A 23,950-nucleotide genomic window follows, 5' to 3' on the forward strand; every position below is an offset into this window, starting at 1 on the left:
CGGGAGCGCCTCGTGTGTCCTCCCGCCCGCGGCCCCTGTCTGGCCTCGGTCCCGCTGTCTTGTGTTGCAGATGAAATCAAGTTGCTATCAAGCTTCAATGTCTGCCAATCGCTAACAATCCGAAATAATCGCTTTATGAGGAGTTGTTGACACTGGAAAGATGCAGGGGCATTAAAGGCCGCGCTCATCGCTTGAGCGCGACGCTTCAGGTCCCCTCCTGCGTCGTTCCCCTCCTCAGCGGAAGCGGATGTGTTCATGGATCTACGCGATCAGCTCGACTCGCCGTTGTTCACGCATTTCATCGCCAATTACACACACCCGACCGGGCCGGACCTGCTGGCGCGGACCGAGGCGTTCTACGAATGGCAGGAGTCGCGGCGGCAGTCGGGGCTTTGGCCATACTCGCGCAGCCTGGAGGGGGCTCCCACGGCGGAGTGCTCCGTGCGCAGCGAGGGGGGCGTGGCTCGGCAGGGATTGAACTTCGGCTCGCAGGACTACCTGTCGCTGTCGACACATCCGCAGGTGGTCGAGGCGGCGCACCGCGCCATTCGTGACTACGGCGTGCACAGTGCGGGCTCCGGGATGTTTGGCGGCAACACGACGCCGGGGCTTCAGTTGGAGCAGGCGCTCGGGGAGCACCTGAAGATGCCGCACGTGGCCCTGTTCGCGACGGGGTGGGGCGCGGGCTTCGGTGCCATCGCGGGGCTGGTGCGTCCCGAGGACCACGTGGTGCTGGACGCGTTGTCCCACGCGAGCCTCCAGCAGGGCGCCAGCGCGGCGACGCAGAAGGTGAGCCGGGTGCCGCACCTGAACAACCGCGCCATGCGCCGCAAGCTCCAGGAGCTGCGGGCCAGCGACGTCGACCATGGCATCCTCGTCGTCACCGAGGGCCTGTTCTCCATGGACTCGGACGTGCCCCGCATCGAGGAGCTCCAGTCCATCTGCCACGAGTACGGCGCGACGCTGCTGGTGGACGTGGCGCATGACCTGGGCGCCCTGGGCCCCTCGGGCACCGGCAGCCTGGGCGCACAGGGCCTGCTCGGGAAGGTGGACCTGGTGGTGGGCTCCTTCTCCAAGACGTTCTCGTCCAATGGCGGCTTCGTGGCGACGCGCTCCGCGGCGGTGCGCCAGTTCGTGCGTGTCATGGGCGGGCCCCACATCTTCTCCAACGCGATTCTCCCCGTGCAGGCCGCGGTGGCGCTGGAGTCGCTGCGCATCGTCCGTTCGCCGGAGGGCGACGCGCTGCGGGCCAAGGCGATGGAGAACATCCTCGCGCTGCGCGCCGCGTTCGCCGAGCGCGGGGTGAAGTGTCTGGGCGAGCCGTCCAACGTGGTGCCGGTGCCGCTGGGGGACCCGAAGGTGGCGCGCGTCGCCTCCAAGCTGGTGTTCGAGCGCGGCGTGTTCCCCAACCTCGTCGAGTACCCCGCGGTGCGCATCCGCGAGTCGCGCTTCCGCATGCAGGTGATGTCGTCGCACTCCGTGGAGCAGATGCGGCACGGCGCCCAGGTGGTGCTGGACGCCGTCGAGGAGGCGCGTCAGTTGCTCGCGGCTCCGCAGACAAGCCCGCTGCGCTCCCTGCGCGTCGACGCGGAGCCGCGCGCGCGGGTGTGAGGTGGCTTGGGGGGGCCTCTCGCGTGAGAGGCTGGCCCCCTTCGTCACGGGTCGTCGCGGCTGGTGGCTCGCAGATGGGTGAGGTCGCCCCACGTCACCAGCACGAAGGAACCCTGCTGGTAGTCGAACTGGTTCCAGCAGGCGTTGCGGACGCTGAACGCGCGGGGGGTGTTGGGCGGAATCCCCAGGCTGTGGCGGAAGAAGCTGCTCAGCACGCCGCCGTGGGTGACGACGACCACGCGCTCGCCGGGGTGGCGCTGGCCGACCTCTCCCAGGCACTCCACCGCGTGATTCAGGCGCTGGGAGACACTCTCGCCCCCGGGCACGACGTAGTCCGGGGCGTTGGTGGAGTACTCGCCGAAGATGTCGGGATGGCGCTGGCGAGCCTCGTCGCGGGTGAGGCCCTCGAGGAGCCCCAGGCCCCGCTCTCGCAGTCGGGCATCCGCGTGGACCTCGTGGCCCGTGCGGGTGGAGATGCGCCGGGCCGTCTCGAGGGCCCGGCCCAGGTCGCTGCTGTACAGCGCGCTGAAGGAGAGGGTGGACAGCCGCGCCGCGAGCGCGTCCGCCTGGCGCAGTCCCTCGGTGCTCAGCGGACTGTCGCGATGGCCTTGGAGGAGGCCCAGGGAGTTCCACTCCGTCTCGCCGTGCCGCAGCAGGATGAGCTCGGTCTTCATGGGGGGAGCCTGACCTCGGGACCCACGCCGGAGCAAGGCCGGCGTGGGTTCTGTCCACAGGTCAGCGCGAGCGAGCCAGGTGGGTCATCCCTTCCTCGAGCAGCGCCGCGACGCCCCGCCGCACCACGTGGACCACCTTGTGGCTGTAGGCGGGACCGCCGTGCGTGTAGTGCCCGCTGACCTTGTGGTGCAGCTCCGTGGCACCCCACACGAGCACCAGGTCTGCCCAGTCCAGGTCACTTCGCGCCCGGTCCGCCGTCCTGCGCTCGGTGCCATCCACCATGCGCAGGTCGATGTGGTGCCCCAGCTTCTCCTCCAGCTCCTCGCGCACCGCGGGGGAGCCGCCCACCACCACCACGCGGCGCACGCCGTGGCGGTGACAGCTCTCCACGAAGGCCACCTCCGCGCGGTGGTTGGCCGAGCCTCCACACCGCGCGCAGTGACTGCGCGGCTCCACGCGCAGGGGCTCGCGTCCGCTGGCCTGCGCCACCTTGAGGCACGCGCCATCCGCGCACACGGGGAAGAAGCGCCCGGTGAGCACCTCCGCCGCCTTGAGCAGCTTCGGCTCGCTCATGCGCAGCTTGCCGGGGCGGGTGAGGCCCGCGTCCTCCAGCACCGCGCGCGCACGCTGCCGCGCCTCGGTCAGGGTGATGCCCCGGTCCGACAGCCACCCGTCGATGTCCCGGTCCGAGCTCATGGCCGCCTCCGCGCGGGAGACGGGGTGAGGTCGAACAGCTCCGCCTGCGCGGAGGGCACGTCCGCGGGAGCCACCAGCCCCAGCACCTCTCTCACGGGGCCGAAGCTGCGTCGGTGGATGGGCAGGACGCCCTTCTCGCGCAGCGCCTGGATGTGGTGCGGCGTCGGGTAGCCCTTGTGCTGCGCCAGGCCATAGCCCGGGTAGCGCGTGTCCAGCTCGCCCATCAGCTTGTCGCGCGTCGTCTTCGCGAGGATGGAGGCCGCCGCGATGCTCATGGAGAGCGAGTCGCCCTTGATGATGCCGCGCTGGGGCGCGGGGCACTCCGGGATGGTCCGCGCGTCCACCAGCACGTAGTCCGGCTTCAGCCCCAGGCCCTCCACCGCGCGGCGCATGGCGAGCAGGCCCGCGTGGTAGATGTTGATGCGGTCGATCTCCTCCACCTCCGCGTGGCCCACGGCCCAGGCCACCGCGTCGCGCTTGATGGCGACCGCGAGCGCCTCCCGCTTCTCCGCGTCCAGCACCTTCTTCGAGTCGTCCAGCCCCTTGAGCCGGTAGCTCTTGGGCAGCACGGCCGCGGCCGCGACGACGGGGCCCGCGAGCGGTGCCATGCCCGCCTCGTCCACGCCCGCGACGTGGGTGTGGCCCTGCTCCCACAGCTCCGTCTCGAAGCGCAGCAGGTGGCGCAGGCGCTGGCCCTCGGAGCGGTTGCGCTCCTGGCGGGCCCGGATGCGCCGGGCAAGGGATTGAGCGCCCCGTCGCGGGTCCGCGTCGAGGGCTTCCAGGAGGCCGGAGGGAACGGCGTGCGCCTGGGTGACGAAGCGCTCGGTCAGCTCCCCGAGCGAGCACTGGAGCCACTGTTCCCGGCTATCGATAGACATGCTGGCGGACCCGAGGAGCTACCGGAACGGTAGAGCGCCGAGAAACACCCCCCGATGGGGGAACGCGGCTCCCGCCACGACACGTCCCCGCCGCCGTACACTTCAGAGCGCCCGACTGGTGGGAGGCTCCGAGGACGAGGGCAAGGCGGAAGGGGGCGGACATGCGGGTCTCACGCATGTCCCTGCCGTACCGCAGCCGGCAGTCTCAAGACAACCTCTCCCGTTGCTTTCTCGCACGGAAATCCGTGCCAACCCCGGGAAGTTGGGGGCCCGACGAGGTTCTACGGGTCCAACTCCAGCGTCAGGTCCGCGGGCTCGGGGACACAGTTGCAGGTGTCGCACACCCAGTCGACCCGCGACGCGGGCGACACCCGGGCCCCGGCGACGGCCACCACGCGCACCGGGCTGGGGGCGAGTGTTTCATTGATGGCAGTCGTCACGCCGTCCGAGTCGGTGACGCCGGAGATGCTGGCGTTGGACGTGAGGTTGGTGGCGGTGACGGTGGCGCCACGCACGCGCACGCCCTCCGCGGAGAGGACCACCACGCGCAGGGCGTTCGGCACCGCGGCGCATTCTTCATCGGGCCATGACGCTCGGGCCCGAGAGGGCGCCTCGTCGCATCCCGTCCACATGCCAAGACCGATGAGCCAGCAGACTCCAAGCGCTCGAAGCATGGATTCAAGGTGGGGCCGATGTGGGTCCGCCGCAATGCCCGGCTCACTCGGGTTCGTAGCGCGCGTGCTTGCTCGCGAACCGCGCCGCGGCGGTGTCCGGGTAGCGGTGTTGCACGTAGCGGTAGACCTCTTCGGCGCGCGCGGTCTCGTTCATGCGCTCCCCCAGCACCCGCGCCAGCAGCACCAGCGCGCGGGGCGCGGTCTCCTCGTCCGGCGCGACATCCGCGGCGCGCTCCAGCGCGGAGACCGCCAGTGGGAAGTTCTCTTCCACGGCCGCGGCCTGTCCGATGAACAAGTGGAGCGCCGCGGGCACACGCATGGCGGGGAATTGCTCCAGCTCGGCATACGTCGACAGGGCCAGGGGAATGTTGCGCGCCTCCATCGCCGTCGTCAGGTTGCCGAGGGCCCCGTCGAAGGCGGCCTCCTTGTCGACGGCCTCCAGCACGACACCCTGGGCGGCGGCGTCCATCGCCATGTGCCCCACGAGCGGCGGTGCGTCCCGCACGGGACGGGTTCCTCCCAGCAGGGGCTCCAGGTACTCCCTCGGCTCGCCGTAGCCCACCTGGTCGCCTCGGACGAAGAGCAGCAGGCCCAGGATGTGCGCCGCGAGCAGGGGCACCACCAGCGTGATGCACTCGGCGAGGACGTAAGGGACGAGGGGGAACTTCAGCGTGCGCACCGCCGCCGCCAGGACATGGGCCGCGAGGTGCACGGGCACGAGGCCCGCGAGCGCGGCGGTGCCCACCCAGTAGTCGGACCCCAGGCCCCGCACCACCGAGAACGCCAGCCGCGGGTTCAGCAGCTGCCAGGGGGGCTGGTGGCTCGCCACGAGCAGGAGCCCCGCGGGAAGCCACAGGGCGCCCAGCCCCACCAGGAGCCAGAACACCCCGTCGCGCAGCAGCTCCGGGGGAATCCTCCAGAGGATGAACCAGGAGAAGACATCCACCGCCGCGCTCACGCCGGAGTAGGCCACCAGGGCGAAGGCGAGCGCGGGGAGGCTCGCGACCAGGAACACCAGCACGCCTCGAAGCCCCGGGACGAGGACGTCTCTTCCCAGCTCGGTGAACTCCGGGATGTCCAGCGACGTGTCTCCGCGCGCGGACTCGCGCACGAGGGCGAAGAAGGTGGCCCAGAAGGTCCCCGCGTAGAACAGGAGGACGGGCAGGCGGATGAAGACGGGGACCATCGTCGCGAGCCCGCCCAGGACCGCCAGGAACGCGCCCAGGGCCAGCACGAGCTGCACGGCCGGGAGCGAGAACGGATAGCGCCAGGCGCGCTTCAGCCGGTGCGCGAGCGGCACCACGCCGCGATGGATGCGCAGCACCTCCGCGTCGCCGCCGCACAGGCCGCACCGGACCAGTTCCACCGTCTGGATGCGCTGGCCCACCGCGCACTCGGGGCAGAGCGTGGCCTGGCAGGCCAGGCAGCGCCAACCCGCGAGGGCACTTCGGTGCGTCTGACAGATGACGGCGGTGGGGGAGGGCATGCTCCCCGAAGCCTACGTCGCGCCGGGGGCCTCGTCCCAGGGGGCGCCCAGCCAGGACTGATAGGCGGCCTTCTGGGCCTCCGTGGGCTTGTCCACGCGCGCCAGCCACACCGCCTCGGAAGGCTTGGTGCCCAGCACCACGGGGACCTCCAGCAGCTTGTCGCGGCGGAACACCGTCACGCGCACGGTGTCCCCGGGCTTGCGGTCCTCGCACCGGCTCACCAGCGCGTTGCCGTCCGCCTTCCACCCATCCAGCGCCACCACGTCGTCCTCGGCGTACAGCCCCGCCTCCTGCGCGGGCGAGCCGTCCAGCACCGAGGCCACCGTGGCGCTCCCCTTGAGGGTGATGCCCAGCCACCCCCGAGGCTTCGCCTCACCCGTCCTGCCCTTGGGCGGCGTGCCCCCGCGGTCTCCCGGCGACTCGCGCGTCCGGAAGCTGGCCTCGAGCCCCACGTGGGAGAACACCGAGTAGTCCAGCTCCTCCGTGGTGCGCAGCGCCCGGTCGAAGAAGGCCTTCAGGTCCGTGCCGGCCACCTCGCTCGCCGCGGCCTCCACGCCTTCCTCATCCACGCCTGTACCATCGCCATGGCGTGACCACAGCAACCGGAGGACATCATCCAGGCCGCGGTCGTCCCGCGTGGCCCGGCGGATCTCCAGGTCGAGGAGCGCCGACACCACCTCGCCCTTCAAGTAGTAGGAGATGGCGCTGTTGGGGGAGTTCTCGTCGGGGCGGTAGTGCTTCACCCAGCTCACCATCGACGCATCGAGGAGCGTCTGCGTGCGCCGGCCCGGCGTGGACTGCAGCGTGGTGAGTGTCTCACCCAGCCGGGTGAGGTAGCGCGGCGCGGACATCAGCCCCGAGCGCCGGACGATGAGGTTGTCGTAGTACGCGGTGGTGCCCTCGAAGGCCCACAGCAGGGAGGTGTAGTTCTCCTGCGTGTAGTCGAAGGGCACCAGCGTCCGCGGCTTCACCCGCTTGACGACCCACAGGTGGAAGTACTCGTGCGCGGCCAGCGTCAGCAGGTCTTCCCAGCCGCGATTCGTGGCGAGCGCCGCGCGCGGGAAGAGCAGGGCGGTGCTGGCCTGGTGCTCCAGCCCCCCGCGCCCCTTGTCCGTCAGGTACAGCAGGAACAGGTAGCGGCGCATGGGCAGCCCGCCGAACAGCCGCGCCTGCACCTCGCACAGGCGCTGGAAGTCCGCGCACAGCCGCTCCGGGTCCGCGACGCTGTCCCCCCAGACGACGATGTCGTGAGGCACCCCGGCCACGGTGAAGGTGAGCGGCGTGTGAGGCCCCACCTCGATGGGACTGTCCACCAGCGTGTCGTAGTCCGGCGCGATGAAGGCGCCGTCGCGCGAGTCCAGCGCGCAGAACGTGCTCCAGCCCGCGGGGGCCTCCACCGTGACGTGGTGCTCCGCGTCCCGCGTGGCGTCCGTGTAGAGGAACACGCTGGCGCCATTGAGGTACGCGTGGGTTCCATCCACGTGGCTGGTGCGCACCGTCAGCTCGTTCGCGTAGACGCGGTAGCGCAGGGTGACGGCCTGCCCGCCCGCGTGCACGCGCCACGTCTGCTTGTCCATGCGCCGCACCAGCAGCGGCGTCCCATCCGGTGCCACCGCCGAGACGTCCTGGACGTGGCGGGCGAACTCGCGCACCAGGTAGCTGCCCGGTGTCCACACCGGCATCCGCGCATCGAGGGTGGCGGCACCCCCAGGGAACGAGACCTCCACCTCCACCAGGTGCGTGTGGGGCCGAGGCAGCGAGACGCGGTAACGGACGGTGTGGGACATGGCCGGGCCTTTCTCCCCCGGAGGCTACTTCGCCCGGACGAGAACGGCTCCGAAGAAGCCGTCGGTTCCGTGGGTGTGGGGCGCAATCCGCAGGAACGGGCCCGGCCCCACCTTCGCGGCCAGCTCCGCCCCCAGGAGCTCCGCCACGGGGCGCACCGTGTACTCGGGGTGCCGCGAGAGGAAGTCCTCGATGACGGCCTCGTTCTCCTCGCGCAGCACGCTGCACGTGCCGTAGATGAGCCGGCCGCCGGGCTTCACCATCCGGGAGAAGCGCTCCAGCAGCAGCTTCTGCCGCGCCACGTGGTGCTCCAGCTCCTCGGGCGTCAGGCGGTAGCGCGCGTCCGGCTTGCGGCGGAAGGTGCCCGTGCCGCTGCACGGCGCGTCCACCAGCACGCGGTCCGCCTTGCCCACCAGCGGCTCCAGCGCGGCGTCCACCTCCGCGCCCTCCGCGGGGATGTGCTGCGCGCGCACGTTGTGCACACCCGCCCGGCGCGCCCGCTTCTTCAAGTCGTCGAGGCGCCGCTCGTCGATGTCCATCGCGTGCAGGTCGCCCCGGTTCTTCATCTGCGCGGCCAGCTGCAGCGTCTTGCCGCCCGCGCCCGCGCACGCATCGACGACGCGCGTGGGAGGCGCGTCCACCAGCATGCCCAGCAGCTGGCTGCCCTCGTCCTGGATTTCGACGAAGCCCTCGCGGAAGCTCGTCAGCGAGAAGACGTTGAGGCGCGTCTCCAGGTGCAGGCCCATGGGGGACAGGGGCGTGGGCTTCACCTCCACCTGCTCGGCGCCCAGCCGCTTGGCCAGCGCGTCGCGGTCCTCCTTGAGCAGGTTGGCGCGGATGGTGAGGGGGGCGCGCTCGTTCATCGCCTCCGCGGCGCGAGCCGCGTCCTTGCCGTAGAGGGCGAGGAACTTCTCGGCGAGGAAGTCCGGCAGCGAGGCGGCGATGGGGAAGCGCTTCTTCTCCGGCAGGGCCTCCAGCGCCGCGGCGGCCTGGGGCAGTGCGCTCAGGGCCGAGGCATCCGACGACGCCAGCGACGAGGTGCGCACCACATCCCCCAGGAGCTCGCCATGCAGCATGCGCGAGGCGGCCAGCCGCAGCACGTCCTGGCGCGAGGCATCCAGCGTCTCGAAGCGCGGGTGGGCGCGGCTCAGCAGGAAGTCCACCGTGCGCTGGCGGCGGAGCAGGGCGTAGACGCGCTCGGCCACGGCGCGGCGCTCCGACGAGTAGAGGTTGGCCTTGCGGCGCAAGGTGAAGTCCAGCGCCCGGTCCGACAGTCGCCCTTCATGGCGCACCAGCGCGTAGGCCTCCAGGCAGGCTTGCAGCACCAGGTCCTCGCGCAGCGGACGCGTGGAGCGCTCCTTTTCGGCGGCCGTGAGCTTCTTCCTCTTCGAAGGGGCGGGGGACTTCTTCGCGGAGTGGCGCGCGGTGGGGCGGAATCTGGATTTCTGAGCCATGTCGGCAGGGGCCTTTGCATCCCCAGGGCTGGATGACAAGCGGGGAAAACAAACCCGGGTGGCCGGGGACTTTGGGTCCACCGGTCCACCCGGGCAAGGGGGGATGTCCTCGAGGACGAGCGCGCGCGGGCTCAGGACGGACGGCGGGAGCGTCGCCGCAGGAGCCGGGACAACAGCAGCCCCCCCGCGGGGAGCAGGGTGGCGGTGGAGCTGGTGGAGCAGCCTCCGCCGGAGCCGCCCCCCTTGTCCGCGATGTTCGGGGGAGGGGTGCCCGCGTCCGTGCCCGGCGAGGTGCCCGCATCCGGGGTTCCGCCCGGGGGCTCACTGACGCTGACGACCGCCGTCGCCGTGCGCGTCAGGGCTCCGAAGGTGGCTGTCGCGGTCACGGTGAACTGGCCGGCCCGGGTGTAGACGTGCTTCGCGGTGTGGCCCTCGGCCGAGCCCCCGTCGCCGAAGTCCCAGCGCACGGGCACGTCGGGCGAGGACGTCGTCGCGCGGAAGAGGGCGCCGTGCGGGGCCACGCCGCGCTCGCCCTCGACGTTGATGTTGAGCGCGTCGGCCGGAGGCGGCTGCTCCACGGGGGGCAGGTCCTTGCGCAGCGTGAAGCTGTCGAGCACCTTGTTGTCGACGGTGATGAGCTTCGCGGTGAGCACGCCCTCGACGACCTCGACGTCCAGGTAGCCGTAGGCCTTGTTGTCGCGGAAGACGCTCCAGTCGGGCTGGCTGCCGGAGAAGGCTCGCAGCGCGGCGCCGCCGCCGCCCACGACGAGGTACGGGATGCCGCCCGATGCCGCGATGGTGTCGCCCTGCATGTTCTTGCTGCGCTCGTAGTTGTGGTCATGCCCCGTGAGCACCAGGTCCACGCCGTACTTCTCGAAGAGGGGCGCGAACTGGCGGCGCATGGTGAGCTGCGAGCCGTGCTCCCCGCTGGACCAGGCCGGGTGGTGGAAGAAGACGACCTTCCACGGCTGCTTCGTCGTGGCCAGGTCCGTCTCCAGCCACGCCTTCTGCGCCTCCAGCGTGCAGCGGTTGGGCGCCGCGAGGCCCAGCGCGCAGTTGGAGTCGATGGACACGAAGTGCACGTGTCCCCAGTCGAAGGAGAAGTAGCGCTCCGAGCCCGCCGGGTTGTTGGTGGGCATGAAGAGGTTGTTCAGGTACGGCTCACCCTGGTTCGTCACGTACTCGTGGTTGCCGGGCGTGGCGAACATCGGCACCTCGGCGAGCAGCGCGGCCATGGGGGTGAAGAGGTTGTTCTCGAAGTCGGCCTCGGTGCCGTCGGGGTAGGCGTTGTCACCGAGCGCCACGAACAGCTCCGGCTTGTTCGTGAGCATGCGTGAGACGACCTTGCGCTGGTCCGAGCCTCCCGTGCCGAAGTCCCCCATGGCGGCGAAGTGCACGCTCCGGGTTCCCGGCTCGGGGGCGGTCTTGAAGCGCTTGGGGGGCGTCGTCGTGCCGCAGGCGCTCACTTCATAGGTGTACTCGGTGCCGGGCTTCAGGCCCGTCAACACCACGGCGTGGTTGCGGCCCGTGGTCTCCGAGCGGGCGACCTCGCTCACGGCGCCCGTGCCGTAGCGCACCTCGGGCGAGCAACTGGACGCCAGTCGGAATGCCACCAGGGCGGTGTCCGGTCCGACTTTCTGGAGGTAGGGGTCGCGAGCGAGAACGCCCGCGGAAGCCACGCCCGACACGAGAGTCAGGGCCACGGCCATGAAGGTGAAGCGGGTCTTCAGTTGCATGCAGCCTCCTCCCGAACCATTTCGGGACGGAGGCCCAACGGTCTATTTCAGGACGTTCATCCTGAGCGGGGGTTGCCCGGCGGGCGGAGAGACAAGCCCTCGCGCCCTCCTCGCACGGACACCCGAGCGCCTACTCCTTCACGTCGTAGGACGCGAGGTCCTCGATGCGCTCTCCCTCCTCGCGCACCTTGCCGATGCCGGGCACCAGCCAGTACGTGCGCTCCTTGCCCTCCTTCGCTTCACCCGCGTCGTTGAGCTTGTCGCGCCGCACCTTCACGGCGTTGGTGAAGGTGCCCGCCCGCGTCTGCACCGTGACGCCCATCTCCACCACGCGCCACGCGTAGGTCGGGTCGCCATTCTCCTGGCTGCCGTCACCCAGCACGGTGAGCTCGCGCACCGCGTTGGTATAGGTCCAGGGCAGGGCGCTCGGCGCGCGGGCCAGGGACTTCACCGTGGACGGAGACCACGTGGTGGTGCGCACCAATGCCCCATCGCGATGGTCCTCCTCGCGCAGCCTCACCACCAGGCCGTTGTCCTGCTCGACCTGCCACGAGTACTCCTCGTACACGACGCCCGAGGCGACGCGGTCCTGCTTGCTGTGCACGCGCACGCCCGTCGTGCCCGCGGGGGCTCCTGGCACATCGCCAGGTCCTTCCACCGTCACGTGCTTCTGGAAGCGCCCGTGCACGGGGTCCTGGATGTCGTAGACCCAGACGGAGCCCGTCGTCAGCGGCCACAGCGACGTGGAGGCCGGAGTGCCGGGGTCCCCGGGGCCTCCTGGCAGGCCCACGTCTCCCCCCGGGGGCGGCGGCCCCAGGCCCTCTCCACTCGGCAGGCTCCCTCCGCCGCCACATCCCACGAGCAATCCACCGGCCGCGAGCGCGGCCATCCACCAGCGTGTCATGTCAGCTCCTCCCGGCCCCCTTTGGGGCTCACCGCCGTCCATCGCAGCCCCCGCAGGGGCATTCCCTCCGTGCGTCCCAGCGCCGCGGTCAGCGAGCCAGGCACGGGCTCCTCCACTTCCAACTCCAGCCGACGCCCGTCGAAGTCGAGCGCGCAGCTCTTCACCAACACGTTGCGCTCGCCCAGCGCGCTCCTCAGCGTGGCCTCCGCCCTCACCAGGTCATCGGCCTGCGCGGAGACGAGCAGCCGCTGCTTCAGGGCGCTGGGCGCCTCGCGGTTGAACAGGTCCAGCACGAGCAGCAGCGTCGCCACGAACACGGTGCCCACGCCCGCGAGCCCCAGGCTGCCGTGGCCACACGCCATGCCCAGGCCAATCATCAGGAACAGGATGGCCGCGTCGCGCGGGTCCTTCAGCCCCGAGCGGAAGCGCACGAAGCCGCCCAGGCCCACTAGGCCAAACGCCTTGGCCACGCTGTCGCCGATGACCGCGGTGATGACCGCCGCCGCGGCGCACAGCAGCACCTGCGCCTGGACCATGTCCGCCTTCGGCAAGGGCCTGCGCATGAGCACCCGCCACGGGCGCAGGGACAGCAGCGCGCCAATGAACGCCGCCGCGAGCATGCGCGGCAGCATCACGGTGATGGACAAGGCACCCATCTCCGCCTTGGCGCTTTCGAAGAGCGAGGGAAGCGAGACCTCCATGGTGGCACTCTCCCTAGACTTCGGCTTGCTGCGGAGGCACATCCGCGACGGGCCGGCCCGCGCGGGAGACGGTGCCCCGAGCGTCGAGCGCCGCCGCGGTGGCGACGACCGAGTACGCGTTGCGCAGCACCGGAATGCGTGTGCCGTGGGCCTCCAGGATGCGCTCCACCAGCAAGCGCGCCTCGGGCTCCAGGGGCAGCCCCTCGAGCGAGGAGAGCACGGTGGCGGGCCAGCGATTCGCCTGGGCGACGCGCAGCTTCCATGCGCGCGGGTCGTTCATGCCGTCCACCGAGTCGAGTGCCTCCTTCGTCCTGGCCGCGGACCGCTCCCGCAGGGCCCACGCTTCCTGGGTGGAGAGCCCCGTCAGCGAGCGCAGCACCAGCTTCAGCGCCTTGTTCGCCAGCGACTCGCGCAGTCCTCTCGCCACGGGCGTGTCCAACCCGAGGGTCCCGCGCAGCACCGCCAGCCTGTCATGGGCCAGCAGCACCTCGCGCAGCGCCTCCGCCCGAGCGTCCGTCAGTCCTCCCAGGCTGCGCGCCACCTCGGCGTACAGCCCGCGCGTCATGCCCGCCTCGCGCACCACCCAGGCCTCGTCATCGTTCACGCCGCCCAGGCCCAGGAGCACCGCCGCCAGGTGTCCATCCCTCACGCCCCGCTCGCGCAAGGTCCAGCTAGGAGGGGAGTCGTCCCCCCTCAAGCCCTGGAGGACCTCCGCGGGCGCATGGACATACAGCCGCTCGCGCATCATCGCCGCGCGAGGGCCCTTCAATCCCACCAGGCCGCTGGCCACCTGGAGGGGCGCTCGTGGGGCCAGCATCTCGCGCAGCGTCCACGCGGCATCATCATCGAGCCCTTGGAGTCCGCGCGCGGTGAGGACCGGGAAGCGCTCCACGAAGTCCAGTCTGCGCTGGTGCGCGGCGAGCCCGGGCAGTCCGCCCAACAGCCACACGGCCAGGGTCGGCTCCCGCAGCTCCACCGCATCCAGTGCCTGGAAGAAGCGCTCCTCCACGCGCTCCACCCGGATGGGCTCGGACGCGTGCGCGGTGGCGGAGGAGGGGACGATTCGCTGCACGGGCATGTCGCGTCCTTCCAGCCGCGCCACCACCGCGTCCACGAGTCGCTGCTCCAACACGTGCAACGGCACGTCGTTGTTCTCGAGGATGAGCCAGCGCCGGGGGTCCTCCTTCGCCAGGGAGAGGAAGGCCTCGCGCATGCGCACCGCGAGCCCCGCGCCCGCCAGGCCCTTGCGACTGTCGCTCTCCGGGCTTCGGTCCGACTGCGCCTTGCCCAGCCGCTTGCGCAGCCTCGCCAGGTCCGGGTCCACGTCGACGAGGATGACCAGGTCCGGCCACAGCCCCTGCGCGGCCAGCTCGCACGCGGGCCGCAGCTCCGACAAGGGCAGTCCTCGGCCCCCGCCGCTCAGCGCGAGCTGGGAGTACAGGTAGCGGTCGGTGATGCACACCTCGCCTCGGGAGAGCGCGGGCGCCACCACTTCCTCCAGTTGTTGCGCGTCTCTCGCCAGGTTGAGGAAGAACTCCGCGCGTGGCGCCATCTCCAGGAGCCGTGAGTCTCGCGTCAGCTCCCTCACGCGCCGGGCGGTGGACGAGCGGAGCTCACCCCCTTCGCGCGCGTGCGCCACCCGGTAGCCCAGCTTCTTCAGCCTTCCGGCCAGCAGGTTGGAGAGTGTCGTCTTGCCGCTGCCATCAATCCCCTCGAAATCGATGAACACGTTGCCTATCCCCTCGCGACCCCATCCGCGGCGAAGGCATGCACCCTCGCCATCCCCTCCGCGAACTTGCTGTACGTCGGCATCCCTCCAGGATTGAGCGACGCCAGCCAGTCCGGCAGCTCCTGACCCAAGTGCTTCACTTCCACCACCACGCGCCCTTCCCGCGACAGCGGCGGTCCCAGCCGCTCGCTCGACAAGGCGAACCGTGACATCGCCACGTCGGGGGCAATCTGGTGGTAGCCGATGTCCCGATCCACGGTCACCCGCCAGCCACTCGATGAGGGATACACGTGGCGCTGGTACGTCACCGCCAGCACCGGCGACAGGCTTCCCCCGGTGATGAGCGGCAGCAGCCGGGTGCCTCCCCCCAGCACGCGCCCCAGCTCCGAGCGCGGCACCCAGACGCGCCGCTTCTGCGTGAGGCCATGGCGCTCGCGCTTCACCTCGAGCACCACGCGCTCCACGCCGTCGGCGCCGATGTCCGGTGCGTACTCCTTCGTGCGCACCTTGAGGCAGTCCTCGGGCGAGCGCAGCGCGCGCTCCGCCAGCGGACAGCCCGGACGGTCGAAGTACACGGAGGCGATGCGGGTGGGCTCCGGCACCAGCCCGCCCAGGTCCTCCGACAAGCGCTGGCACAACACCAGCGCCGCTTGCTCCTCCAGCACCAGCTTGAACTCACGCCGGAGCCTGGTCACTTCCCCCTCGGAGAACGAGAGCATGGCGTGTCTCCATGACTAGAAACGGGTCGCCAACTGCAGCGAGTACTCGAGGCCCGGCGCCTCATCCCCTGGCCGCAGCGCGCGCTCCACCTGGAACTGCCCCCGGAACCGACTCCCCAGCAGCAGGTTGAGGCCCCCCAACATCGAATGGCCTCGCCCCTCCACGTCCCCCCCCAACTGCAAGCCCTCCACGCCCGCCACGGGCTGGAGCGCCCACTCCGCCGTCACCGGCACCGTCCAGCTCGCCAGCAGGAGCTGCGCGGTGAACGGCCCCACGGGAAGGCGTCCCGTGACGACCTCGCCTGTCACGCTCCACGCGCCGCTCCGCCACTCCGCGTCCGCCGCGACGGCATGGCGGCGTGCCCGGTCCATGGCCTCCGCGACGTACGTGCTCACGCCCAAGGTGAGCATCTTCCCGAGCGGACGCACGCTCACGCGGCCAGCGATGTCCTCCTTGGTCCGCACGCCCAGCTCATCCTTGGAGCCCTGGAAGACGCCCGCGGAGACGCGCACGTCCCAGAGGCTCTTGAGGCGCACCTCACCCATGAGCCCGAGCCGGCGGCCGCCCAGCTCGTACTCGCCCAGGTAGTCCTCCACCAGTCCGCGCCCCTGGATGGGCAGGCTCCAGGAGCCTTCGAGGCGGCGCTGGAGGAAGGGCGCCTTGAACTGGCCGCCGTAGAGCCTGAAGCGCTTCGCGTCGTCCGCCAACCGCACGAAGGCGTCCTTGAGCAGGGACGAGTCGGCGAGGTCCGCGCTCACCTCCGCCTCGAGGTTGGGCAGCGAGGTGCCCACGCCCACGCGCGCGGAAGGGATGCTCAGCGAGCGCTGATACTTCTCCCGCTCATCCGCGCTGGCGCGTGCGTAGACGCGGCCGAAGACGCGCACGCGCTGGACTTCGTCCGCGGGGGTGTCGTCGAGCGCGGTGGAGTCCTCTCCCATCGAGTCCTCCTGCTGCGGGCCCGGCTTCGATTTCTTCTTCTTCGCGGGTGCGGCGGGCGCGGCGGGCTCCGTGGGCACGGACGAATCCGGCGGCACCAGCTGCGCCATCGCGTCGTCTGGAAGCGCCGATGCGGGCTCCAGGGGCTCGGAGCCCTCGGGCGGGTCGCTGTCGGAGGGCTCGACGCCATCCACCACGCCCCCCGAGAGCGAGTCCTCCGCGGCGTCCGGCGTCGCCGCCAGCACCGGACCACTCATGAGGACCGCGACGAGGAGGCCCCTTTTCCCACGTAATCTCCACCACCTCCCGCCCATGTCCCCGCCTCCCCGTCGCAGCCGGCAGAGGCGTTGTGCAACTGCGGTGCCCGGAACGGCAACGTCGGGTGGAGGACGGCCATGCGCACCGTGCGCGCACGCCCCGAGGCTCAAACGTCGTGACGAGGTCGTTGCGGTGCTGTCACTGGGAACGAAAGTTCCACGGCGAGGGCAGCCGGGCCTGTACGAATGGCCCTCCGCCGATGGAAGGAGTTACTGGCTTGACGCCGCATCCGGCGGCGGGACGGTGGAGGCCGCGGGCGCGGCGGCCTCGGCACTCTCCGGAGGCGCGACGGGCAGCGGTGCCGGGGGCGGGCTCGTGGGCGCGGAGGACTTCACCCGCCGCACCATGGCCCGGACGCCCAAGGCCAGCGCGGTGCCGGCGGACAGGGCCAGAATCCCCCAGCTCAGGCCCGGGGGCAGGGGCTGGGCGGCGACCGTGAGGTGGCCCGTCAGCACCTTCAGCCGCGTGTTCTGGTACCGCACCTCCAGCTCGTAGAGGCCGGGCTCGTCGAACTCCACCTGCGTGTGCCAGTTGACCCCTTCGCGCTGGAGCGTCCGGGTCACCTGCTGGGCAGGCGAGTCCTTCAGGTGGAAGGTCACCGTCAGCGGTCCGGTGAACTCCGGGCCCTCGAACGCACCCACGTGCAGGGACAGCATGGAGGGCTCGCCTTCCCGGGGGGAGGCGGGGTGAAGCGTACCCTGCAAGCGCTCCTCGGCGTCCGCCCAGCGCAGCTCCAGGACGTCGCCTCTTCGCTCCATGCGGATTTGATCCACACGGGGAGTGGCTGCGAGTGCCCCCGTCCCGATGAGGCAGGTCAGCAGCGCACCCGCCAGAATTACTGCGAGGGGCCTTTGCCTCCGAGGCCACTGTCCCATAAGATGCCGAGCCCTGACGCGTTCCACCTGAGCCAACTCCCCCGGCCAGAGTCCCGGGATGAACCCTCAATCTTTCGGGAAATATCAGCTCCTGAAGAAGCTTGCCACCGGCGGCATGGCCGAGGTGTGGCTGGCTCGTCAGATGGGCATCGAGGGGTTCCAAAAGAACCTCGTCGTCAAGCGGATCCTTCCTCATCTCGCGGAAGACCGTGAGTTCGTGGAGATGTTCCGCAACGAAGCGCTCATTGCCGCGCGCTTCAACCATCCGAACATCGCGCAGGTCTACGAGTTCGGAGAGGCGAACGGGACCTATTACATCGCCATGGAGTACATCCACGGCGAGGACCTGGGCCGCGTCATGCGCAAGGCGGCCAGCGCGGGGCAGTGGATTGCCCGGCCGCTGGCCATCCGCATCGTCGCGGATGCGTGCCAGGGTCTGCACTACGCGCACAGCCGCACGGATGACGCGGGTCGGCCGCTGCGCGTGGTGCACCGGGATATCTCCCCGCAGAACATCCTCATCAGCTTCGACGGCTCGGTGAAGCTGGTGGACTTCGGCATCGCCAAGGCGGCCGACCAGGCGTCGCTGACGAAGTCGGGCGCCATCAAGGGCAAGTTCGCGTACATGGCGCCGGAGCAGGCGGCGGGCAAGGCGCTGGACGGCCGCGCGGACATCTTCGCCATCGGCCTGGTGCTCTACGAGCTGCTCACCGGGGTGCGCCCGCTCAAGCGGGACTCGGAGCTCGCCACGCTCCAGGCCGCCATGGAGTGCGCCATCGAGCCGCCGTCGCGCGTGGCGGATGTGCCGAGCGACATGGACCCGGTGGTGATGCGGGCCGTCACCAAGAGCGCGGATGACCGCTACCGGGACGCGCGGCAGTTCCAGACGGCGCTGGAGGACATCCTCTTCGCGCAGCACTGGGCGGCGGGCTCGGTGCAGATCTCCGAGCTGATGGAGACGCTGTTCGCCGACCGGCTGAGCCAGGAGAAGGCCCAGGGCCAGGTGCTGCCGGTGGACGACGAGTCGTCGGGCAGCTCGGGCTCGCCCGTGCCTCCCACGCCTCCGCCCCAGGAGCGGGGCCGGAGCCGTCCGTCATCCGCGGACATGAGCTGGGATGCTCCGCCCGGAGAGTCCTCCTCTCCTCGGGAGCGAGGCCGGAGCCCCGCGCCCCGGACCACGCCGCCTCCGCCGCCGCGCCGCACGGGCACGTCGGCGCAGCCGGTGGTGGAAGAGGATCCGGGCGAGTGGGATGCGCCGTCGGGTGTCATGGAGGTGCCCCAGCGTCGCCGGGGTGGAACCTCCGACTCGATGCGCCGCCCCAGCAGCGCGAATGTCACCCAGGTGGGGCGCACCAGCTCCCGCTCGGATATCCGCAGCGCCGACATCACCAGCCCCGGTGAGCCCGCGCCCCAGCCTCCGCCGCGCCGCTCCATGACGCGAGCGACGCCCGCGGTGGACGTGGATGCACCGCCTCCGCCGCGCTCCCGCTCCTCCGTGTCGCTGGACCTGGACGAGCGCACGCGGATGGACGACGACGACGAGGACGACGAGAGGACCCGGCTGCCGCCGCCGGAGCCCGCGCCTCCGCCTCGCCGCCGCACGGGGATGCAGTCGCAGGTGTCTGCCCCCGAGGCGCCCCCTCGCCGGAGGACCTCCAGCCGCGCGGAGATGCCGTCCGCGCCTCCGCCCACGCGCTCGCGGGCCTCCATGGCCGCCGCGCCCGCGGTGCGCCCGGAGGACGAGGTCGAGCGGGCCATCTCGGACGACTCGCGCCGCACGCGCCGCACCATGGCGACGCGCAACATCGCGACGCTGGGCTTCATCGTGGGGCTGCTGGCCGTGGTGGCCATCTTCCACAAGCCCATCCTCGCGGTGCTCAACTCCACGGCCTCGGACGGGCAGGGCGTGCGGCTCACCATCAACACCAACGAGCGGGTGAAGGTGTCGGTGCGTCACTCGGAGCGCTGCGGTGGCGCGGGCCTCGTCACCGAGCTGGGCCCGACGCCGCTGACGCTCGTGTCCGGCGCGCACCTGCAGGACACGCTCATCCTGGAGAACGAGCAGCAGGGCATCTACAAGGAGGACTCGGACACGCTGGCGTTCGGCGAGCCGGGTCAGGCCAAGGTGCTCACCCACGAGTTCCGCCGGGGCCAGCTCCAGCTGCTGCTCAAGCCGGACACCTTGCGCGGCATCACCGTTCGCCGCAACGGCCAGGAAGTGGGCATCTACCAGGGCCAGGGCGGCAGCAAGGGCCTGAAGATCGAGCTGATGGAGGGCAAGCACAAGCTCGAGCTGAGTGGGGGGCCGCTGAAGGACCCGTTCATCTTCGAGGTCGACATCAAGCCCAACTCCGTCAACCGCGACACGCAGGACCTGTCCGCCTTCATCGGCTAGCGGTTCGTCAGTAGCGAGGCAGGGACGGGTCGACCTGGAGTGAGTACAGGTCGATTCCCCCTCGCAGCGACACGGCCTCCATTCCCAGGGACATCAGGTACGCGGCGCCGCTCAGGCTGCGCACGCCGTGGTGGCAGTAGACGACGACGGGGCGGCCTCGCAGGGGCTCCAGCTCCTCGGCGCGCTCGTCCAGCTCCGGCAGGGGGATGAGGACCGAGTCCGGCAGCGCCACGTAGGCGTGCTCGTTGGGAAAGCGCACGTCGAGCAGGGCGGGGCGGGACTCGGCCGGGCCCGAGAGGAGCTCGGCGAGGCGGGCGGGGGTGATTTCAGGGACGGGCATGGGGACTCAGGCGGCGGTGGAGGAGGAGCAGAAGCGCTCGTAGTCGATGAGCTCCACCTTCGCGCCCGGCGCGCAGACGGGGCACTGGGAATCCCGCCGCAGCTTGAGCTCGTGGAAGCGGGTGCCCAGCGCGTCGAAGGTGAGGAGCCGGCCGACGAGGGGCTCACCCTGGCCGAGGATGAGCTTGAGGGCCTCGTTGGCCTGGAGCAGTCCGATGATTCCGGGCAGCACCCCCAGCACGCCCGCCTCCGCGCAGGACGGGGCCAGCTCCGGAGGCGGAGGGGCGGGGTAGAGGCAGCGGTAGCAGGGCCCCTGGCCGGGGACGAAGGTGGTCACCTGTCCCTCGAAGCGGAAGACGGAGCCGTGGACGTTGGGCAGCCCGCGCATGAGGCACGCGTCGTTGAGCAGGTAGCGGGTGGGGAAGTTGTCTCCGCCGTCGATGACCAGGTCGAAGCCCTCCAGCACGCGCAGGACGTTGTGCGAGGTGAGCCGCTCCTGGAAGGCGAGGACTTCGACGTCCGGGTTGAGCGCCTCCAGCGCGGCCTTCGCGCTGACGACCTTGGGCTGGCCCTGGCGCTTCTGGGTGTGCAGCACCTGACGCTGGAGGTTGCTCAGCTCCACCACGTCCGAGTCGATGATGCCCAGCGTCCCCACGCCCGCCGCCGCCAGGTACAGCGCCGCGGGTGAGCCCAGGCCCCCCGCGCCCATCAGCAGCACGCGGGCCTTCAGGAGCCGCGCCTGTCCCTCCTCGCCCACCTCCGGGAGGGTGAGGTGCCGGCGGTAGCGCTCCTTCTGCGCGGCGGTGAGGACGACGGGCTTCTCCACCGGCAGGGCCGCGTCGCTCCAGCGGTGGTATCCCCCCGCGAGCGACGCCACGCGGGTGTACCCCAGCTCCTTCAGCGTCTTCGCCGCCAGCGCCGAGCGTGTCCCGCCCGCGCAGTAGAGGACGAGTTCCTCGTCCCGGCCCGCGCGCTCCTCGATGCGAAGCTCCAGGTGGCCTCGGGGGATGTGCAGCGCACCGGGGAGCCGCCCGCCCGCGTACTCGTCCGCTTCCCGGACGTCGATGAGCTTCACCGGGGCCCGGGTGTCCAGGAGGCGCTTCACCTCGTCCGCGGTGACTTCGCGAATCTCCTGCTTCACGCCGGCCAGCAGCTCTCGGAAGGTGGGGGCCATGGGGCGGGGGTATAACCCGGGGACACCCGCCGGGCCGCGAGGGATGATGACTCCTGGGCGGCCGGGCAGCCGGTCCCATGGATTTTCTGGCCCCGGGCGTTATAAAGCGCGGTTCGAGAGGAGATACTGCCGACATGGATACCACGACGACGACCCCCGACACCTCGCAGGCCCCCCAGGCCGCCCCGCAGGTGGCTGTCCGCTTGACCGAGGCCGCCGTGCGGCAGGTGAAGGAGGTCATCAAGGCCCAGGGCTTCGAGGGCTACTTCTTCTCCATCCGCGTCGTCCCCGCCGGCTGCAGCGGCCTGGGCTACGACTTGAACCTGGTCAAGGAGTCGAAGGCCGGCGACATCGTCTGGGAGCAGGACGGCGTGAAGCTCGCCACCGACGGCATGAGCGGCCAGTACCTGGGCGGCACGGAGATTGACTACGTCTCCGCCATCACCGGCTCGGGCTTCAAGTTCAACAACCCGAACGCCAAGTCGTCGTGCGGCTGCGGCACGTCGTTCACGACCTGAGCCTGCGTCGTACTTCCGGGTGGGTCTGAATGAGGGACGAGGGTGGGTGCTCCACCCTCGCTCTCCACCGCCGAGCGGGCCTTCTCAGGCCCCGGCGATGGGGTTCATCACCTTCAGCCAGGTTTGATTGGCCTTCTGCCGCGCCAGGCGCTGCACGCGCCGCTCCTGCGCTTCCTGGAAGGCCTCCCGCTCCGTGTCCGTCTCCGTCAACAGCGGCGGCACCTGGACGCGCTGGCCGTCCTTGTCGATGGCCACGAAGGTGAGCAGGGCGCTCGTGGTGAGCGTGCGCTCGCCGGTGAGCGGGTTCTCCGCGTGCACCGTCACGCCCACTTCCATGGAGGTGCGGAAGGCGGCCAGCACGCGCGAGTGCAGCAGCGCCACCATGCCGACCTTGATGGGGGCGTGGAAGTGCAGGTCATCCATGGACGCGGTGACGACGACCTGGCGGCAGTGACGCTGGGCGGCCACCGCCCCGCAGATGTCGATCCACTGCATCACCTTCCCGCCGAACGCGGCGTTCAGGTTGTTGGCATCCGGAGGGAGGATGAGCTGAGTCATCACCACCTCCGTGTCCTTGGCTCGCTTGGGCGTCATGTCCTGCATCTCACACCTTCCATCCTGGGACTGGGGGCCTCGTGCATGGGCCCCCGGGCCTCATGCCAGGAAGGTGGAGACGCGGTCCAGGAACTCCTCGCGTCCGCGGCCTCGGCGGATGTCCTGCTTGGAGACGTCCATCACCAGACACTCCACGCCGTACTTCTCCTGGAGCACCTGGGGGAAGGAGGCGTAGTAGCCGTTGAGCCCTCGGAGGAACTGCGGCCGGATGCCCCGCTCCTCCTCGCGGCCGCGCGAGCGGATGCGGTCCAGCAGCACGTCCACGCTCCCCACCTCGAAGCAGATGACCTTGTCCGGGCGGATGATGTGGCGCGACAGGCGCTGGAAGTACTCGTAATACAAATCCAGCTCCGCGTTGGTCAGGTGCCCCAGGCCGTGGAGGTACTTGGCGAAGATCTCCGGGTCCTCGTACAGCGTGCGGTCCTGCACGCAGCTGCGGCGGTACGAGTGGATGAGCTCGTGGTGCTCGACGCGACGGATGAGGAACTCGAGCTGGAGCGTGAAGGACCAGCGCGACATGTCCGCGTAGTAGTCACGCAGGAAGCGGTTGTCGATGACGGGCTCGTCGAACAGCTCGTAGCCGAAGGACTGGCTGAGCATCTTCGCCGCCGTCGTCTTGCCCGCGCCGATGTTGCCCGCGAGCGCCACGAAGCGCCGGCCCTTGGGAGGCTTCACCTTCGTCTTCACCACGTTGCGGGCGCGCGGCGCGGCGGCCTCGGGGCTGGCGGCGGCGGCTTTTGCTTTGGAGGACTTGGGGGCGGCTGCCGAGGGGGAGGGCGGGCGCGGGGTGGAACGAGGCATGGAACCGGGGCTTAACCCGGCTTGGTGGTGGCGTCCATTCGTTGCCTCAGCAGGTCCGGCCTGTCCGTCATGATGCCGCCGACGCCTTCCTCGAGGAGTTGCCGCATCTCTCCCGGGTCGTCCACCGTCCAGACATTGACCCATTTCCCGCGCGCGGCGCACTCGCGCAGGAAGGGCGCATCCACCAGCCGCAGCTCGCCGAAGTACAGCGGCATGTCGAGCACCGTGAAGCGAGGGTCCTCGGGCGGTGACTCGCCATTGCGCAGCGTGATGACGAAGCTGGCCAGCGCGTCGCGCGGATAGAAATGACAGGCGCGCGGCAGCCTCGCGACGAGCCGCTCGCCGACCGCGTCCAGCTCACTGCCGATGCAGACGCGCTCCACCGCGCCTTCGGCCTCCAGCAGGCGAGCGAAGAGGTCCTCGTGGCCCGGCACGTCTGGCTTGAGTTCGACGTTGAGTCGCAGCGAGGGGAAGGCCCGCAACACTTCGCGCAGCGTGGGGATGCGGATGCCTTGGCCTCGGAAGGGGAAGGTGCGTCCTTCGTCTGGTGTAAAACCATACCCGGCGTCCAGCTTCTGAATCTCCGCGAGCGTGTATCGGGCCAGCGCCCCTGTTCCATCCGTGCAGCGCTCGAGGGTGTCATCGTGAGCCACGACGACTTCGCCGTCCTGCGTCACGTGAACATCCAGCTCCAGCATGTCTGTCTGGAAGACTTCCACCGCCCGGCGGAAGGCCTCCAGGGTGTTCTCTGGCGCCAGCGCCGCCCCGCCACGATGCGAGATATGCAGCGTGGGGCGCAGACCCTGTAGAAACGCCGGCTGGATACTCATGGGTTCCTCGAATTCACAGACATGTAACCCGTGGGGGAGTGGGTTCCTTGCCGGGCACGTCAAGCCACCGGTATAAGGCCAGCATCCTCGGACCGACCG

Annotated in this window: 22 protein-coding genes; 3 read left to right on the forward strand and 19 right to left on the reverse strand. The window is 70.4% G+C overall.

The window, feature by feature from the left end; translation table 11 throughout:
• Window positions 1–255: 255 nt before the first annotated feature.
• Window positions 256–1,611: an aminotransferase class I/II-fold pyridoxal phosphate-dependent enzyme gene (locus MYSTI_RS14635; protein ID WP_015348539.1), complete on the forward strand. Its 1,356-nt coding sequence runs from the start codon at window positions 256–258 to the stop codon at window positions 1,609–1,611.
• Window positions 1,612–1,655: 44 nt separating this feature from the next.
• Here MYSTI_RS14635 and MYSTI_RS14640 read toward each other — a convergent pair whose 3' ends face one another.
• The 14 genes from MYSTI_RS14640 to MYSTI_RS14705 all read right to left on the reverse strand — a co-directional run bounded on the left by MYSTI_RS14640 (window position 1,656) and on the right by MYSTI_RS14705 (window position 17,062).
• Window positions 1,656–2,285, reverse strand: coding sequence for a histidine phosphatase family protein (locus MYSTI_RS14640; RefSeq protein WP_015348540.1), 630 nt, complete (start codon window positions 2,283–2,285; stop codon window positions 1,656–1,658).
• A gap of 61 nt (window positions 2,286–2,346) precedes the next feature.
• Entirely contained in the window at window positions 2,347–2,982 is a 636-nt protein-coding gene (locus MYSTI_RS14645; protein WP_015348541.1) for a hypothetical protein, read from the reverse strand.
• Window positions 2,979–3,860, reverse strand: a complete 882-nt coding sequence (locus MYSTI_RS14650; protein ID WP_015348542.1) for a ribonuclease HII — start codon at window positions 3,858–3,860, stop codon at window positions 2,979–2,981. Before MYSTI_RS14650 ends, MYSTI_RS14645 begins: the two co-directional genes overlap by 4 nt.
• A gap of 281 nt (window positions 3,861–4,141) precedes the next feature.
• Window positions 4,142–4,423: a carboxypeptidase regulatory-like domain-containing protein gene (locus MYSTI_RS14655; RefSeq protein WP_233278273.1), complete on the reverse strand. Its 282-nt coding sequence runs from the start codon at window positions 4,421–4,423 to the stop codon at window positions 4,142–4,144.
• Window positions 4,424–4,577: 154 nt separating this feature from the next.
• Window positions 4,578–6,020, reverse strand: a complete 1,443-nt coding sequence (locus MYSTI_RS14660; RefSeq protein ID WP_015348544.1) for a hypothetical protein — start codon at window positions 6,018–6,020, stop codon at window positions 4,578–4,580.
• 12 nt (window positions 6,021–6,032) lie between these two features.
• A complete protein-coding gene (locus MYSTI_RS14665) occupies window positions 6,033–7,808 on the reverse strand; it encodes a M61 family metallopeptidase (RefSeq protein ID WP_015348545.1) in 1,776 nt (591 codons plus the stop codon).
• 24 nt (window positions 7,809–7,832) lie between these two features.
• Window positions 7,833–9,260 (reverse strand): RsmB/NOP family class I SAM-dependent RNA methyltransferase, encoded by a 1,428-nt coding sequence (locus tag MYSTI_RS14670; RefSeq protein WP_015348546.1) that lies wholly within the window; start codon window positions 9,258–9,260, stop codon window positions 7,833–7,835.
• 131 nt (window positions 9,261–9,391) lie between these two features.
• On the reverse strand, window positions 9,392–10,996 hold the full coding sequence (locus tag MYSTI_RS14675; RefSeq protein ID WP_015348547.1) for a metallophosphoesterase: 1,605 nt from the start codon (window positions 10,994–10,996) through the stop codon (window positions 9,392–9,394).
• Between the two features lie 130 nt (window positions 10,997–11,126).
• Window positions 11,127–11,900 carry a hypothetical protein gene (locus MYSTI_RS14680; RefSeq protein WP_015348548.1) on the reverse strand — a complete coding sequence of 258 codons (774 nt, stop codon included), beginning with the start codon at window positions 11,898–11,900 and terminating at the stop codon, window positions 11,127–11,129.
• On the reverse strand, window positions 11,897–12,601 hold the full coding sequence (locus MYSTI_RS14685; protein WP_015348549.1) for a DUF4956 domain-containing protein: 705 nt from the start codon (window positions 12,599–12,601) through the stop codon (window positions 11,897–11,899). The genes MYSTI_RS14680 and MYSTI_RS14685 overlap by 4 nt, the downstream gene beginning before the upstream one ends.
• 13 nt (window positions 12,602–12,614) lie before the next feature.
• On the reverse strand, window positions 12,615–14,330 hold the full coding sequence (gene tmk / locus MYSTI_RS14690) for a dTMP kinase (RefSeq protein ID WP_015348550.1): 1,716 nt from the start codon (window positions 14,328–14,330) through the stop codon (window positions 12,615–12,617).
• Window positions 14,331–14,335: 5 nt separating this feature from the next.
• Window positions 14,336–15,049 carry a VTC domain-containing protein gene (locus MYSTI_RS14695; RefSeq protein WP_015348551.1) on the reverse strand — a complete coding sequence of 238 codons (714 nt, stop codon included), beginning with the start codon at window positions 15,047–15,049 and terminating at the stop codon, window positions 14,336–14,338.
• A gap of 15 nt (window positions 15,050–15,064) precedes the next feature.
• Window positions 15,065–16,300: a putative porin gene (locus tag MYSTI_RS14700; protein WP_015348552.1), complete on the reverse strand. Its 1,236-nt coding sequence runs from the start codon at window positions 16,298–16,300 to the stop codon at window positions 15,065–15,067.
• Between the two features lie 213 nt (window positions 16,301–16,513).
• Window positions 16,514–17,062 (reverse strand): hypothetical protein, encoded by a 549-nt coding sequence (locus MYSTI_RS14705; protein WP_015348553.1) that lies wholly within the window; start codon window positions 17,060–17,062, stop codon window positions 16,514–16,516.
• Between the two features lie 175 nt (window positions 17,063–17,237).
• On the opposite strand from MYSTI_RS14705, the gene MYSTI_RS14710 reads away from it, so the two are divergent.
• Window positions 17,238–19,574: a serine/threonine protein kinase gene (locus MYSTI_RS14710; RefSeq protein WP_015348554.1), complete on the forward strand. Its 2,337-nt coding sequence runs from the start codon at window positions 17,238–17,240 to the stop codon at window positions 19,572–19,574.
• Window positions 19,575–19,581: 7 nt separating this feature from the next.
• On the opposite strand, the gene MYSTI_RS14715 is transcribed toward MYSTI_RS14710, so the two are convergent.
• Both MYSTI_RS14715 and moeB read right to left on the reverse strand, forming a co-directional pair.
• Window positions 19,582–19,914, reverse strand: coding sequence for a rhodanese-like domain-containing protein (locus MYSTI_RS14715; protein ID WP_015348555.1), 333 nt, complete (start codon window positions 19,912–19,914; stop codon window positions 19,582–19,584).
• A 6-nt stretch (window positions 19,915–19,920) separates the two neighbouring features.
• Window positions 19,921–21,087 carry a molybdopterin-synthase adenylyltransferase MoeB gene (gene moeB, locus MYSTI_RS14720; RefSeq protein ID WP_015348556.1) on the reverse strand — a complete coding sequence of 389 codons (1,167 nt, stop codon included), beginning with the start codon at window positions 21,085–21,087 and terminating at the stop codon, window positions 19,921–19,923.
• A 134-nt stretch (window positions 21,088–21,221) separates the two neighbouring features.
• Here moeB and MYSTI_RS14725 point away from each other — a divergent pair, with 134 nt between their 5' ends.
• Window positions 21,222–21,605, forward strand: coding sequence for a HesB/IscA family protein (locus tag MYSTI_RS14725; protein ID WP_015348557.1), 384 nt, complete (start codon window positions 21,222–21,224; stop codon window positions 21,603–21,605).
• Between the two features lie 84 nt (window positions 21,606–21,689).
• On the opposite strand, the gene MYSTI_RS14730 is transcribed toward MYSTI_RS14725, so the two are convergent.
• The 3 genes from MYSTI_RS14730 to MYSTI_RS14740 are packed head-to-tail and all read right to left on the reverse strand — an operon-like array spanning window position 21,690 to window position 23,851.
• Window positions 21,690–22,208 carry an acyl-CoA thioesterase gene (locus tag MYSTI_RS14730; protein ID WP_015348558.1) on the reverse strand — a complete coding sequence of 173 codons (519 nt, stop codon included), beginning with the start codon at window positions 22,206–22,208 and terminating at the stop codon, window positions 21,690–21,692.
• Between the two features lie 51 nt (window positions 22,209–22,259).
• Complete coding sequence (locus MYSTI_RS14735) at window positions 22,260–23,021, reverse strand: deoxynucleoside kinase (protein ID WP_015348559.1); 762 nt, start codon at window positions 23,019–23,021, stop codon at window positions 22,260–22,262.
• 11 nt (window positions 23,022–23,032) lie between these two features.
• Window positions 23,033–23,851: a glycerophosphodiester phosphodiesterase family protein gene (locus MYSTI_RS14740; RefSeq protein ID WP_015348560.1), complete on the reverse strand. Its 819-nt coding sequence runs from the start codon at window positions 23,849–23,851 to the stop codon at window positions 23,033–23,035.
• Window positions 23,852–23,950 lie beyond the last annotated feature (99 nt).

This window comes from Myxococcus stipitatus DSM 14675 (assembly GCF_000331735.1).
GTDB classification, from domain to species: domain Bacteria; phylum Myxococcota; class Myxococcia; order Myxococcales; family Myxococcaceae; genus Myxococcus; species Myxococcus stipitatus.